This is a genomic window from Alkalibacterium putridalgicola (assembly GCF_900109825.1).
Classification (GTDB): domain Bacteria; phylum Bacillota; class Bacilli; order Lactobacillales; family Carnobacteriaceae_A; genus Alkalibacterium; species Alkalibacterium putridalgicola.
This window is the reverse complement of the sequence record NZ_FOBL01000004.1, coordinates 52,657-67,233: the sequence shown is the minus strand read 5'-3', so window position 1 is coordinate 67,233 and position 14,577 is coordinate 52,657. Positions and strand designations below refer to the sequence as shown.

Below are 14,577 nucleotides of genomic sequence, written 5' to 3'. Positions count from 1 at the left end.
TCGGCATTCAACTATAGGGATTAAGGTAAAAAAGCATATTTAGTGAAAAAAGTTCAAAGATTGTTCATGTTTAGATAATCCATGCTCGAAACGGTTCAACACCTGATATAAATATGGAAAATAAATATATAAAAAGGCAGCGGAAGGATATTATCCTCTGCCGCTACCTTTAAACAGTTAGTGTACCATCATACTTAATGCTTAGTCTTCGTCTTCCTCATCTTCTTGTTCATCTTCGACGTCTTCAGAATCTGCTTCGTCTTCTAGATCATCGACATCTTCTTCATCGTCATCTTCTCGTTTTTCTTCTGCTCTTTTACGTGCTTTTTCGTTACGTTTCTCAGCCTTTTCTCGAGCTTTTTCCTCGCGTTCAGCCGCTTTTTCCAGTTCTTTCTCTCTCATTTCCTCGGCTTTTTCTAATTCTTGCTGTCTTTTCTCTTCAGCTTTTTCTTCTCGTTCTTTTGCTTTCTCACGTTCTTTTTCAGCTTTCTCGTTTGCTTTTTCTTCTCGTTCTAAAGCTTTTTCTCTTGCTTTTTCAGCACGTTTTTCAGCACGTTCTTCAGCTTCTTCCTTTTCCTCTTCTTCTCGTTCTAGAACTTCTTCACTCTCCTCTTCAGCGCGTTCTTCAGCTTCTTCAGCTAATTCTATAGATTCTTCTTCAGTTTCGTCTGCAAGCTCTTCGCTTTCCTCTAACTCTACAGCTTTCACACTGGCTTTACGCTTGTTTTTAATTTCTTTTCTCAACGCTTTTGCCTCTGCTTTATTTTTCTTGGCTTCAGCTTTAAACGTCTCATTGATCCCTTTCATTTCACTTTCAAACTCTTCCTCTGTCAATTCACCTGAGGCAAGTTTCGTTTCAAGGACAAGACGTTCTTCAGCACGTTTGACTATACTTTCAACGTGTTTCAATGCGTTGGAAATACCGATTTTGGCTGTTTCAGGAAGGTCTTCACGTTCCAGTAACGTACGCATTTTAGTTGTGCGTTCTTCAAGACTTTCAGATAGTGTCTTTTCAACTTCTTCCGCTGATTCATCCTCAGACTCTAGCGCTTCTTCCAGGTAACTTTCAGCCTGATCGCTGCTTTCATTCGCTTCTTCCAGAAGTTCTTCCGCTTTTTCAACATCGCCATCTTCCAGAGCCAGTTCAGACTCAATTAGTCGTTCATTTGCAAACTGGTCCTGAAGCAACGCTTTATCTGCAGTGCCTTCTGTGAGTTCATACTCGACTTCTTCCATGACACGCGTAGTCTCATATAGTTCTGAATCCGGGCTGACAACTTCTTCCGATTCAGCTGCCAGGACTTGGCCTCCACCAACGATCAGCGTTGTACCTAAAACGAGGCTTGCAATTCTTTTTTTCATCATTCCACGTCTCCTATTTAATTAATTTAATTCAGTGTGACTCACTAAACTTTCTATCTTCTCCTGATTTTCCTGATAGTTCTCTGATGATGACATAAAAATCATAATGACATTCTGCTCGTCATTATGTTCTCTGAAATAGACATCTGTTCTGACAGCCTTTTTCAATTTGGACTGGTATGATAAGTAATCAGCTTCATCAGAAAGCACAGCTACATCTCCAGATCCCTTCATCAATTCTTTTTTTATATCTTCAAAGGATCGAGTCGGGGAAACAGATGAGACGATAGCTTTTAGTTTGTTATGCTTTAAAACAATATTCAGATTATCTGATTTACTTTCAGACTCAAACTGCCATTCCATGTTAGGCGAAATACTTATCCCTCGTTCATCATTAGTGTAAAGGCTGTCACTTTCCTCTACTACATCATTCTGGACAGTATTCTCTGCTTTCGTATCAGCCGGAATGTCATCACCGCAGCCGACTAACGTCAAAGCAAATACTAAAAAAACAAGTGGAATGATTTTCTTCTTTAAAGACACGTTTTATGTAAACCTCCCTTCTAAATAAAAACAGCACACTCCCGTTTACAAGAGTGTGCACTTGTATAACGGCAACTGGCAGACATAGACTTTCATCCTTAGCCCCTGTAGCTTTGCGTCCCGACTTTTCAGACGGTTTGCCTTTTTCGATTAATGTTGTGTACCGATCCTATGTAATGGTGTTTCCCATCGACTTTACTGTGCATAAAAATAAGTAAATGAGAAAACGCGAATACTCTTCATAGAATATTCATAAATTCAGTTTAACAGAGCTCAATGTGTATAGAAACTGTTTTTTCTACATCTTGAATACTTTTCCCATAAAAACAGTCTAAAAAGACAAACTTTTGATTAATTTAAACTGAATGATTATAAATAAATCACAGTAATATTCATATCTTAAATATAAATAGCCATCGGAGTATTTCCCAAAAAATAAAACGATCCAGAAGACAAGCTCTTGCTGTCTTCTGGATCGTTTAGGTACGCTCTCTTACTGATCGACCCATTTGGATTCCGGCTTGGCGTAGCCTTCCACGAAATAGACCTGCTTCTCTTCATCGAACAGCTGACGTTCCAGCAAGGTCTGCTGCCGCAGTTCGATGAGCTGGTCCCCACGGTGGCTTTCGATCTCCAGCTGATAGTGCCGCATGTTCTTCTTCATTTCAGCTTCCAGTTTGTCGCGCAAAGCATCGACATCCTCTTCGTCCTGGGCCGAGATGACAATATTCGGATAAAGCGTGGACGGCACGGGGCCTTCCACAAGATCCCGCTTGTTGTAGACATGCAGGGTCGGGATGTCGGCCATGTCGAGTTCCTTCAGCAGAGACAGCACCGTCTGCTCGTGCGCTTTCAGATTGTCTGCCGAAGCATCGATCACATGAAGCAGCAAGTCCACATCTTTAGATTCTTCCAGTGTCGACTTGAACGCTTCGATCAATTGGGTCGGCAGGTCCTGGATAAAGCCAACGGTATCTGTGATCGTCACCTGCATCCCAGACGGCAGTTCGAACTTGCGCGTCAAAGGATCCAGGGTCGCAAACAGCTGGTTTTTCTCATAGGTATCGGCTTCTGTCAGCTGGTTCAAGACGGTCGACTTGCCGGCATTGGTGTAGCCGATCAGGCCGATCTGAAACACATTGCTGTTCTTGCGCTGCTCACGGCTACGTTCCCGGTGGGCGGCGAATTTCTTCAATTCGCGTTTGATGTCGGTCATCTGGCGCTGGATATGACGGCGGTCCGTCTCCAGTTTCGTTTCACCGGGTCCACGCGTCCCGATCCCGGCACCGAGCCTGGACATATTGACACCCTGCCCGGCCAGGCGCGGCAGGATATAAGAAAGCTGAGCCAGTTCCACCTGCAGCCGGCCTTCTTTGCTTCTGGCTCGCAGGGCAAAGATATCCAAGATGACCTGGATGCGGTCGATGACTTTTGTTTCAATGACTTCCTGGATGTTCCTGACATGACTCGGCGACAGCTCCTGGTTGAAGACGACGGTCTGAACGTCCAGTTCTTCGACCAGGTTCTTGAGTTCGTTGACTTTCCCTTTACCGATCACGGTCTTGTGATCCGGCCGCTCGCGTTTTTGAGACAGTCGGGCCACAACTTTCCCACCGGCATTTTCAACAAGCTGTTCCAGTTCGTCAAAGGAATACTGGAAAGCCTCTTCTTCATGCTGCTTTTCGATCCCAACGATAATGACTTTTTCATATACTTTTTCTTCGTCCACTTAATCACCCTCTGTAAATTTTTGGATGTTCGCTTTTACTTCTTGTAAACTTTCCGGCTCTTTGACCAGGTCCGCCCACTGGTTCACTTCAAAGCGGTTCCTGAACCAGGTCAGCTGGCGCTTGGCATAATTCCTTGAATGCTGCTTGACCTGTTCCACCGCTTCCACCAGTGGCTGACGGCCTTCCAGAAACGGTCTGAACTCTTTATAGCCGATCCCTTTCTTGCTCTGGATATTACCAGGATAATTCTTATACAGCCACGTCACTTCCTGAAGCAGACCGTTCTCCAGCATCAGATCGACTCGCATATTGATGCGGTCATACAGGACGTCGCGATCAGTGTTAAGGCCGATGACATAGGCATCATACACCGGTTCTTTTTTCTTTTCATCCTGATAGTCGGAAAATTTCTTCCCTGTTTCATGAATCACTTCAAGGGCACGGATCACTCGCCTCACATTGTTCTGGTGAATGGCTTCTGCTGCTTTGAGGTCTTTATCTTGAAGTTTCTGATGCAAAGCTTCCCGTCCGTTTTCACGGACAAAGCGGTCCATCTCTTCCCTGAAGTCGGGATTCGGTTCAGCTTTTCCCCCGTGACTGACGTTATAAAGCAGCGACTCGATATATAAGCCGGTCCCGCCGACCACGATAGGGAGCTTCCCTCTTTTAGTTATCTCATGGATTTTTTCTCCGGCATCCAGTTTGAAATCCGACACGGCATACGAATCTTCTGGTGACTTGATATCGATCAGATGATGCGGGATACCGTCCTTCTCTTCTTCTGTCACTTTGGCGGTCCCAATATCCAGTCCTTTGTAGACCTGCATCGAATCACCATTGATGACTTCACCGTCAAAGGCCTTTGCCAGGTCGATGCCTAACTGCGTTTTTCCTACCGCTGTAGGGCCTACAATTACGATTATCTTATCTTTCACATAAATCCTCCACTCATTCGCTCTCCTATCCAGTATAGCATAGAGCAGCCGGGATGATAAAAGACATCCACTGACAGATTTGATCTTTTTTATACTGATTTGTTTAGATGTATTGCCCGCTCACTTAAGTTTTAAAAATCGGTCGGCATTAGAAGTGGCTTCTGGTTCAAACTGAGAATTTCTTAGGCTCTGAGCGGGCACTACAAGGGGGATTTCATGATTGCCATAACGTATTTAACAGCGAACGGGCAGAACACCCTCTCTTTATTAGCCGCTCACGTCTTGTCTCACACTCAGATGGACGAATCCTTTTTTCTTCTACCCGCTCATTTCCTCTCTAGTTTAAGTAGCCAGTAAAAAAGCTCTTGATAAAGGTGATGTCGGCCGGAATGCCGACATCTGCCTTATAATCCTATAAAAAAACTGCCTGACGCGTTTAGTCTAAACGCGTCAGGCAGTCTTGTCGTAATTGATTATTTTTTTAAATACGTTTAGTCTTCGTAAAGCAGTTCCAGAATCTCTTCTGTCGACAGACTGGTGACGGACTCTTTGTTGCCTTTGGTGATCACCGAGTCGATCAGCTCGCGCTTCTTCGCCTGCAGGTCATTGATACGTTCTTCAATGGTCCCTGTGGTGATGAAGCGGATGATCTGGACCGATTTCTTCTGTCCGAAACGGTGGACACGGTCAGCTGCCTGGTCTTCGATCGCCGGGTTCCACCAGGAGTCAAAGAGGATAACAGTATCGCCACCCGTCAGGTTCAGCCCTGTACCGCCGGCTTTCAGCGAGATCAGGAACAAGTCTTTCTCGCCTGTATTGAAGCGGGTCGTCAGTTCCAGACGCTGTTCGTTTTTAGTCTGGCCGTCCAGATAGTGGTAATCCACATCGATCTTGTCCAGACGTTCGCGGATGATCTTAAGCATCGACGTGAACTGGGAGAACAGGACGACGCGCTTGCCGTTTTCTCTGGCTTCTTCCAGGTATTCCATCAGACGTTCCAGTTTGGAGGATTCGCCTTCATAATCCGGCATGATCAGTCTCGGATCACAGCAGATTTGACGGAGGCGCGTCATGCCCGCCAGCACTTTGATGCGGTTGGAACGCAGCGTATCAGCATCGACAAGCTCTTTCAGTTCCTGCTTGATGGCCGCACGCTGAGTCTGATACAGACGTTTCTGCCCTTCGGAGAGTTCGATATATTCCGTCGTCTCTGTTTTTTCAGGCAAGTCGTCCAGTACATCACGCTTGAGTCGTCGGAGGATAAACGGCTTGATCTTCGCCGCGATCCGCTCGTGTTCCATCGACTGGAAGGCCTTTTTGTTTCTGAAAAGACCCGGCTGAATGATCGTAAAGAGTGACCACAGTTCACCGAGATGGTTTTCGATCGGTGTCCCCGAAAGCGCCACTTTCGTTTCCGAGTTCAGTCGTTTCACTGCTTTGGTCGTCTTGGCGGCACTGTTTTTCACATTCTGTGATTCGTCCAGGATAATGGTTTTAAAGACGTCTTCTTCATACAGATCGGAATCCCGCTGGATAAGCGGATAACTGGTGATCCAAACAGAAATGTTCTTGTCGATCGCTTCCTGACGCTTGGCTTCACGCTCTTCCTTGCTGCCTGAAATAATGATCGTATCTGTGTCGGGAACGAATTTGTCCCATTCGTGCTGCCAGTTGAACAGCACACTTGACGGACAGATGATCAGATATTTGCCATCTTCCTGTTCGATTTTTGACTGGATAAATGCAATGGTCTGGATCGTTTTACCCAGTCCCATATCATCGGCCAGGACCCCGCCGAAGCCGTAATGATCCAGGCTCTTCAGCCATTTGAATCCGGTCACCTGATACGGACGCATATGCGCGTTCAGTTTCTTCGGCAGTTCAAATGCCAGATCTTCAGGAGTAAACAGCTGCTTGACGAGTTCCTTGAATCGTTTCCCAGTCTGGATCGTGTCTTCTTCCAGCGCTGACAGTCCCTGGAACACCGAAACCGTCATGTCTTTTTCGATCTCGTCATCTTCCAGATCCAGTGAGTTCGTGGCACGTCGCATCGCCTGAAATGCCGGGTCTTTCAGGTTGACGATCTGACCGCTGGAAAGTCTATAATACGACTGATTCTTCTCAAGTTCTTTGAGCAGGTCTTTCAGTTCGTCTGTGGAAATGTCTTCCGTATCAAAGGAGATATCCAGGAGATTAGACGACTCGCGCATCTCCATCGTGATCTTCGGCTGACGAGACGGACTGTAAAGCAACCCGCGCGCCGACTGGGACAGGAAAATCTCCATATAGTCCGCTAAAGCCGGCAAGGCATCATACAGAAAGTTACTGATCGTGTCTGTCTGCGTCAGCTCCCACATGTCCCCTTTACGAGCCGGCAGCGGGATCTCTTCGAATAAAAGCCCGAGGACTTTTGATTCTTCTGCCCACTGTCGGACAACGATAGAATCATCACTGTCAGACACGGCTTCTTCAAGCGGGTAAATCGTGACGTTCCCGTACGTAAAGACCGGTCGGATCAAGAGATTATCATTCTGTGTATCCATATACAGCTGCGCTTCAAACGGCGCCTGATACAGCAGTGACTGGATCTCTTCATCCATCGTGACATCGACGATCTGTTTAAGCTGACTCAAGGTCACTGAAAGGAAGGTCTCCAGTTCTTTTCGGCGCATGACCAAAGTATCCGAACCCGATTCCTTGAGCCCTTCAATGATCTGTTTGATCAGTTCGTAATGCGGTGATTCAAAAAAGTAGAAGGCATGCTTATATTCGACCATTTTAGCCTGATCATGAAACGACATGCCCTGGATATTGGTCGTTGCCTCTGTGAGTTTAAAGTGGAACAGATTGTCGATCTTATCGATGCTGAAGGACAGATTAAGCTGAGACAGATCATCTTCGATCATCAGCGCTTCGCCTCTATCAGCCTGAGACAGCTGTCTTGGCGGACGGCCGAAACGCACAAAGGCACCCATCGTTTTATCCAGGAGAGACAGGATCTCTTTGATATAAGATGGCGGCAGAGTGAAACTGTCCTTGTTGAGAAACTGGTTCTCGTACCCCATCGGAAGCACTGATTTGATGACCGTCTGGATCTCGCTCAAGCGGTCAAAAACCTTCTTGTCTTCCGGCATCAGAGCATAGTCTTCGGTATTAAAGGTGAAGTTCTTCCCAAACACGATATCCTCTTCGTTCACGATATCGTCGATGAGCTGTGAGCTGTTCTTGATGACATACAGATAATCCTTGCCCATTTTAAAGTACAGTTCGTACACAGGATTGGCTTTCGTCCCGCTGACATTCAGCATATACTCCACATAAACCGGCTGCTTGTAAAGGATATCCGTCTGACGGGAGATCTCTTTTTTCGAAAAATGGATCAGCGCATTGATCGCTTTTTCACTCTTTTTATACGAGAACATCGATCCCTGAGACGCATTTTTGGCGGCCGTCGACTCCGCTGTCAAGTCATCGGCATCCAGGTCATTCAGGTGCATCATCGAAGCCACGACATGTCGGCAGGCCCCCGTATTTTTTTCAAAGGCCTTACATGTACAGTGATACTTGCGCGCCACGCCGTTCGGGTAAAAGCGCAGATGGACAGTCTGGAGCTGTTTATCTTCCACAGACGTCTGAATGGTATTGTTCTTCTCATCGGCTTTCAGATTCGTTACTTTTCCTTTTTTATAAAGTTCTTTACCCTGCAGAAAAGTCGGATAATTACTTGCCAGACTCGTCAGTGTCATTTCCGGAAAGGTTTGTTTTTTCATAAGGTTTTGTCAGTCCTTTAACCTATAATTTGTTGAAAAATGCTGCTATATAAATAAAAACGTTTCTGTCGTTAGACGTCAAAAGTTCATCTATCTATTATAACAAAGATTTGCCGGAAATAGAAAAATCTTTCTATATTCTTATAATTAAACCATTCGGCATGCTATAATTCTTATTAAAGGAGCGGTTACATATGAAAAAACGCGTCGATCCTCAAGTACCTAAACACCTGGACCAGCAGACCTTTGATGACAGTTTTGACCTGGAAGATCCCTACATCGAATATGTGGAGATCAGGGATTGTGTCGTCCCGATGCATGACATTCGCCGTCTGGAGTTCAAAACGGTCCGCTTCATCAATGTTCAATTTGAAGCAGTCGATCTGGAAGAAGGCTATTTCAGAGATGTCATCTTTGAAAAGTGCCAGTTCATCAATGCGGTGTTTTCTCATGCGATATTTAAACAAGTCACTTTTAAAGAGTGTCGACTGAACGGAACACTGTTCAACGATTCCAAACTGGAACACGTGCTTTTTGACGACTGTGTCATGGATCTCTGCAGTTTCGGCTTCAGCTCACTGAAGGTGTGCGAATTCAGCAAGTCACGGTTGAACGAAGCTGATTTTTTAGAGCTTAAGTGGACGGACATTCTCTTTAGAGAATGTCTTCTGAACGAGTCCCGGTTCACCCGTACGTCACTTAAAGGCGTCGACATCAGCACGTCGACCTTCGATTCTCTTTCCATCGAGCTGGACGCATTGAAAGGTGCCGTCGTCAGCCAGTCACAGGCTTTGGCATTTATGGAGCTGATGGGTATGGAGATCAGAGATGAGTGATGTCCTGACGCTGCCCTAAGTTTTACAGCGGAATGTCCCGCTCACTGTCTTATCTGGGGTCAGTGAACACTTTCCGTGACAATACTGTTCACTCATCTTCTTCTCAGCTTGCGAGTGCGACATTCGGGGGACAAAAATGCTCACTGAGCGTCTCATCTACTCGTCAGTGAACACTTTCCGTGACAATACTGTTCACTCATCTTCTTTTCTGCTTGCGAGTGCGACATATGGGTGATAAAAATGCTCACTGAACGTCTTATCAACTCGTGAGTGAACATTTCCTAGACAGTATTGTAGCAATCGGACCTATAACGCTGTATGAGTGGTCGTTTTTCGACTGAATATGTCTTACTGATGGTGTGATTGGACTCTAAGTAAATATTTCTCATCTAAAAATGTTGTACTGAAGGTACGATCATACTCTGAGTGAGCGTTTGCTTTTCAAAGTGGGTCATACTCGCCCCGACTGGCGAGTATGGTCATCTCAAACCTTATTAATGAAAAACCAGGAGACAACGATTAAATCAATCGATGTCTCCTGGTTTTACTTATTTAGTTATTTTCTGTTCAAGCCAGTTGAAGTCAGCGTAATCGCCCTTATTATCAGAAGTGACATACAGTCCCATCGTACAGCCGACAAAACCGCCGGCGACTTCTGTACTCAAGTAATGCGTGTCGATATTTTCCGCAACGGTGTCTTCTCTGCCGCTTTCAATATCTTTAACCAGCGCTTTGACCTGCTGCCCTTCGCCGATGAAAGATAACTCCAGAAGCGCACCCATACCGGTCACTTCTCCAACCACTTCATCCACTCCGTCGATGGTGGTGATCATCCGAACAGTAAAGCCTTCTTCAAAGGGAGAAGCGACCAGACGGATCGCATACCGGTCATTCTGAACTACTGCCAGTCCGACTTCCGCTTTATCATTGGCCAAGGAACTCGCATCAAGCTGAGTCGTCAGCGTGTAGTTCATGGCCTGCTGACGAAGACCCAGATAAGTCGGTGATGAAAGATCCTTAAGCGTCTCAGACGTGGCGTGCAGTCTCAGCCAGCCGGCTCTGCTTTTTCGGTCATAGTTTTCCATTTGAGGATGTCTCAGATACATAAAGGCCGGACTGTCTTCTGACAAGTCATACTGCTCCTGCTGTTCGACTGGAACCATCGGCAAAGAATGTTCCTGCTCTGCCAGGAGTCGGCCGATACCTGGATTGACGACCGGCCAGCCGTCTTCCCATTCGACTTTTGCCAGGAAGGTTTCCCGCCCCAGATTACTGTACCCATCAAAGATACGGCTCGCCAGACATGTGAGAAACCACTGGCCATCTGGCGTCTCGACCAAATCGCCATGCCCCACATTATGCACGGGAAATGCCTTCCCTAAGTGGCGGTGAGTCAATATCGGATTGTTTTTATAGCCTTCATAATGACCATCGATTCTTTCACTGCGCGCAATGGTGATGGAATGGTTATAACCGGTGCCGCCTTCAGCGATCATCACGTAATAGTAGCCGTCTTTCTTGTAAAGATGCGGACCTTCCGGCCAGATAGCATTCTTCATCGCTCCGGCCCATATTTTCGTGCTGACACCTGTCAGCTGCATGGTCTCCAGATCAAGTTCCTGCAGCCAGACTTCCCAGTCCCCATTGTATTTAGGTCCTTCAGGATTCGGACGTGTACCGGTATAGTAGCATTTCCCGTCATCATCAAAGAACAGACTCGGATCGATACCGGGCGCATCCTTTAGCCAGTAGGGATCAGACCATGGTCCTTCAGGCTTTTCAGCTGTCACGATAAAGTTCCCGCCGTGATCCACGTTCGTTGTGATCATGTAAAACATACCATTGTGATAACGTAGTGTCGGCGCAAAGATCCCCCTGGAATGGCCGGCCCCTTCCAAAGGCAGCTGCTCTTTCCGGTCCAGGATATTGCCGATCTGTTTCCAGTTGACCAGATCTTTACTATGGTAGATCGGCACTCCCGGGAAATAACTGAAGGTGGAAGTGACAAGATAATAATCCTCGCCTACTGCACAGACAGACGGATCGGGTGAAAAACCTTTTAAAATCGGATTGGTAAATGTAGACATTTAAGTGAACTCCTTTATGAGATTAATAATTGAACAAGACGACACCATGTGCCGGTATTGTATTGCTTCCATCTTTGGCAGGCGTATCTTTACTTACAGTAATATCGTGCTTACTTATTGAAACGATGTTGGCCAGCTTCTCACTGATCCTCTCAGATTCTGCTTTTTCATCAGAAACATTGAACACAGCCAGCCATCGGTTTGAGTCGGTTTCAGTCTTCCATACAATGAATTCACTATCCCGATAAACCTCTTCCGGATTTCGCCCGTTTGAATGAATTTCGATAAGCCTTTCATTCTGCAGAAGATGCAGTGTCCATTCATCAAGGTCCGTCAGCTCGCCGCCGAAAAAGAGGGGCGATCGGAAAAGCGACCACAGTGTCATCATGGTTTCCTGTTCATCTTTGGTAAATCGGGTAAGCCGGTCGCTTCCTCCTCCATCCACTGAACGAATGCCCAGGTGGCCCATCGGCAGCATGTCGCAGTCCGGCCAAGTCCCTTCCCCAACGAAAGATGCCCACTTCTGACAGCGGTCGAACATGTCACGAAGCTGCGCCCAGTTATCCCAGTAGTCATCTGTCAGACGCCACATATTCGCATGTTTTTCAAGGTAAGCACCATGTTCCAATGATGCCGGTCCGGGTGACAGACTCAAAACGATTTCACGACCTGATTCGTCGATAACTTCTCTAAGTAAGGCGATCTCAGCTAAATGAGCCCCATAGAGTTTCGAGTCGGCGATGTCATCCACCTTGATGAAGTCCACGCCCCACTCGGTATAGAGTTCGATCAGCGACTGATAGTACTCTTTCGCGCCCGGTTTTGTCGTGTCCACACCATACATATCGGTATTCCATGGACAAATCGAATTTGGCTGAACGATATCCCTTGCCCTTAAATCTGTTCCTTTTATAGCAGTATTTTTATGAACGGCCTGCCTTGGAATGCCTCTCATGATATGGATCCCGAATTTCAAGCCTAATGAATGGATGTAATCTCCTAAGGGTTTAAAGCACCTATCCTCTTCTGACGAGGGAAAGCGATTCGCTGCCGGGCGCAGACGCGAAAACTCATCCATTTCCAGATCGGCATAGGCATGGTAGATGCTGGAATCGGCGGTCGGTTCATACCATTGGATATCGACCACCACAAATTCCCAGCCATAATCTTTCAAGTATTTTTCCATATATTCCGCATGTTGTCTGACTTCTTTTTCCGTGACTGAAGCTCCGTAACTATCCCAGCTGTTCCAGCCTTTGGGAGGGGTCTTAGCCCAAGTTCTAAACTTATACATCTTTTCCCTGCTTTCTGTCTACCCAGACACGCATTTCTCCTGTAGAACGATTGGCCCACAAATGGTAAGGAATGAACGTCAGTTTTTTCATTTCTGTCCTCTGCTTCTTGATGCCTGCTTTATAAAGAACACCTGACCAGGAATCATCAATAAGGATTTTCTCTGCTGTTCCTTCCAGAGCCACGAAGTCTCCGAGCCTCTCATATTCACTAAATTTAGGTTCAGGCTTATCTGCCAGCGTGTAAAGATGCAGAAGCGCTTCATTGTCTTCTTCCTCGATACAGTAGACGAAAGGACCTCTCTGAACGGCCACTTTACCTTTATCTTCTTTGACTAGCGGATGTGACTGCCATTCCAGCACGGGCATGGCAAAAGTAAGGGACAGTGTTGCATCAGAAGTTATTTCAATCATCGCATACCCGTCTGAACGTTCTATTTCGATTGGTATATCGTTCACCTTGAGCTTAAAATCTTCTGCCCAGGAAGGTATGCGTAACCTTAGAGTGAATGGATGCACAACTTCTTTTATCTCCAGCGTCACTTCTCCTTCGTAAGGCATTTGAGTCGTCTGTTTCAGTTTGATCATCTGATCTTCCAGCTCATACGTGCCTTCCATCCCCATGTATAAGTGGACGGATAAGGAATCCGTCGTTGTTGAAGCAATATAGCGGTCGAGTGATGTAAGCGTGCGAGCCAGATTCGGCGGGCAGCAGGCACACCCGAACCATGATGGACGTGTCGGTTTCACATGACTCTTGCCCGGATCCCTTTTACTTGACTTGGGATCCACTTCCAAAGGATTCACATAGAAAAAGTGCTTCCCATCAAGTGCCATTCCACTGATGACCGTGTTATACAAAGCGCGCTCCATAATGTCCGCATATTCTGCATCCACTTCGTTTTTCATCATGGCACGGGCAAAAAACATCAGACCGATCGAGGCACAGGTTTCACAGTACATCGTGTCATTAGGCAAGTCATAGTCGAACGTAAAGGCTTCGCCATGTACAGTTGAGCCGATGCCTCCCGTTATATACAGTCGTTTTGTCACGATACTTTTCCAAAGGCTTTTGGCTGCCTTCAGTAATTTTTGGTTTTTATTGTGATAAGCGACTTCCGCCATCGCTGTGGCCATATAAACAAGTCTGACAGCATGGCCCACTGCCTCTTCCTGTTCGGGAACAGGTTTATGGGCCTGCAGGTAAACAGGATCGATGCCCCAGGTCTTTTCATGTCTGATGCCCATCTTTTTATTCTCATCCAGCTGCTTCTGGTAAAAGTCAGGATCCTGTCCGCGAATCTCCAGAAACCACTCACTTAAATCCAGATAAGACTGATCGCCCGTCACTTCATACAAACGGACCAAGGCTAACTCGATCTCCTGATGGCCATCTGCACCGTGGATCTTGCCTTCTTCAGGTCCAAAAGCATTTTGTATACACACGACAAGTTTTTTTGATACGCTGATCAGCCGGTCCTCACCAGTTGCCTTGTAGTATGCGACAGATGCTTCGATTAAATGTCCGGCACTGTAAAGTTCATGGCTCTCAAATAAGCGTCTGAATTTCTGTTCCGGTGCGTCGATCTGATAATATGTACTGATATATCCATCATCTTCCTGAGCTTCTTCTATAAGCACAGCCACATCATCCATCATACTCTTCAGTTTTTCATCAGGTTTTATTGCATAAGTATTCGCAGCCGACTCCAGCCACTTATAGACATCCGTGTCCTGAAACAGGTAACCATAATGATGACCTTCTTTCTGTCCGGCAGCGATCTTTAAGTTCTCTATCGCATTGCTTTTATCAGAAGGAATGTTGTCGTCGTCCCGTTCTTTATCTATGGCTATCCCTGCTTCATCATTCAGGACACGCCACTGATAAGGGATCATCTCTGTTCGGATCAATTGAATATATCTCTGCCAGAATGAATCGTTTATATGTGTTTTCATATTCCTCTCCTTAAAAAAAGAGGTGCAGAAATAAAATGAGTTGTCAACTTGACCTCATGAGCCACA

General features: G+C 46.2%; 9 protein-coding genes and 1 riboswitch. Of the genes, 1 reads left to right on the top strand and 8 read right to left on the bottom strand.

All coding sequences use genetic code 11. From position 1 onward, the window contains the following. Nucleotides 1-201: 201 nt before the first annotated feature. The 5 genes from BMX84_RS02320 to BMX84_RS02300 form a co-directional block, all read right to left on the bottom strand. Entirely contained in the window at nucleotides 202-1,365 is a 1,164-nt protein-coding gene (locus BMX84_RS02320) for a DUF5667 domain-containing protein (protein ID WP_091486859.1), read from the bottom strand. Between the two features lie 18 nt (nucleotides 1,366-1,383). Then, the gene (locus BMX84_RS02315; RefSeq protein ID WP_091486856.1) at nucleotides 1,384-1,905 is read right to left on the bottom strand and encodes a hypothetical protein; all 522 of its coding nucleotides are present in this window, start codon (nucleotides 1,903-1,905) and stop codon (nucleotides 1,384-1,386) included. A 67-nt stretch (nucleotides 1,906-1,972) separates the two neighbouring features. After that, nucleotides 1,973-2,057, bottom strand: a riboswitch (cyclic di-GMP riboswitch). A gap of 341 nt (nucleotides 2,058-2,398) precedes the next feature. Beyond that, on the bottom strand, nucleotides 2,399-3,634 hold the full coding sequence (gene hflX, locus BMX84_RS02310) for a GTPase HflX (protein WP_091486853.1): 1,236 nt from the start codon (nucleotides 3,632-3,634) through the stop codon (nucleotides 2,399-2,401). Continuing rightward, nucleotides 3,635-4,570 carry a tRNA (adenosine(37)-N6)-dimethylallyltransferase MiaA gene (gene miaA / locus BMX84_RS02305; RefSeq protein WP_307723339.1) on the bottom strand — a complete coding sequence of 312 codons (936 nt, stop codon included), beginning with the start codon at nucleotides 4,568-4,570 and terminating at the stop codon, nucleotides 3,635-3,637. A gap of 491 nt (nucleotides 4,571-5,061) precedes the next feature. Continuing rightward, a complete protein-coding gene (locus tag BMX84_RS02300; protein ID WP_091486847.1) occupies nucleotides 5,062-8,340 on the bottom strand; it encodes a DEAD/DEAH box helicase in 3,279 nt (1,092 codons plus the stop codon). 194 nt (nucleotides 8,341-8,534) lie between these two features. On the opposite strand from BMX84_RS02300, the gene BMX84_RS02295 reads away from it, so the two are divergent. Next, entirely contained in the window at nucleotides 8,535-9,176 is a 642-nt protein-coding gene (locus BMX84_RS02295; protein ID WP_091486845.1) for a pentapeptide repeat-containing protein, read from the top strand. A gap of 548 nt (nucleotides 9,177-9,724) precedes the next feature. On the opposite strand, the gene BMX84_RS02290 is transcribed toward BMX84_RS02295, so the two are convergent. From BMX84_RS02290 to BMX84_RS02280, 3 genes are read right to left on the bottom strand one after another with little or no spacing between them, the layout of a single operon-like run. Beyond that, complete coding sequence (locus BMX84_RS02290; RefSeq protein ID WP_091486843.1) at nucleotides 9,725-11,263, bottom strand: glycoside hydrolase family 43 protein; 1,539 nt, start codon at nucleotides 11,261-11,263, stop codon at nucleotides 9,725-9,727. Nucleotides 11,264-11,285: 22 nt separating this feature from the next. Beyond that, the gene (locus tag BMX84_RS02285) at nucleotides 11,286-12,557 is read right to left on the bottom strand and encodes a glycoside hydrolase family 27 protein (RefSeq protein WP_091486839.1); all 1,272 of its coding nucleotides are present in this window, start codon (nucleotides 12,555-12,557) and stop codon (nucleotides 11,286-11,288) included. Further along, nucleotides 12,550-14,511: a glycoside hydrolase family 127 protein gene (locus BMX84_RS02280; protein WP_091486837.1), complete on the bottom strand. Its 1,962-nt coding sequence runs from the start codon at nucleotides 14,509-14,511 to the stop codon at nucleotides 12,550-12,552. Before BMX84_RS02280 ends, BMX84_RS02285 begins: the two co-directional genes overlap by 8 nt. Nucleotides 14,512-14,577 lie beyond the last annotated feature (66 nt).

Excerpts from the sequence above, each read along its gene's own strand:
- BMX84_RS02295 (WP_091486845.1), top strand. The coding sequence starts at position 8,535 with ATGAAAAAACGCGTCGATCCTCAAGTACCTAAACACCTGGACCAGCAG.
- BMX84_RS02280 (WP_091486837.1), bottom strand. The coding sequence starts at position 14,511 with ATGAAAACACATATAAACGATTCATTCTGGCAGAGATATATTCAATTG.
- BMX84_RS02285 (WP_091486839.1), bottom strand. The coding sequence starts at position 12,557 with ATGTATAAGTTTAGAACTTGGGCTAAGACCCCTCCCAAAGGCTGGAAC.
- BMX84_RS02320 (WP_091486859.1), bottom strand. The coding sequence starts at position 1,365 with ATGATGAAAAAAAGAATTGCAAGCCTCGTTTTAGGTACAACGCTGATC.
- BMX84_RS02290 (WP_091486843.1), bottom strand. The coding sequence starts at position 11,263 with ATGTCTACATTTACCAATCCGATTTTAAAAGGTTTTTCACCCGATCCG.
- BMX84_RS02300 (WP_091486847.1), bottom strand. The coding sequence starts at position 8,340 with ATGAAAAAACAAACCTTTCCGGAAATGACACTGACGAGTCTGGCAAGT.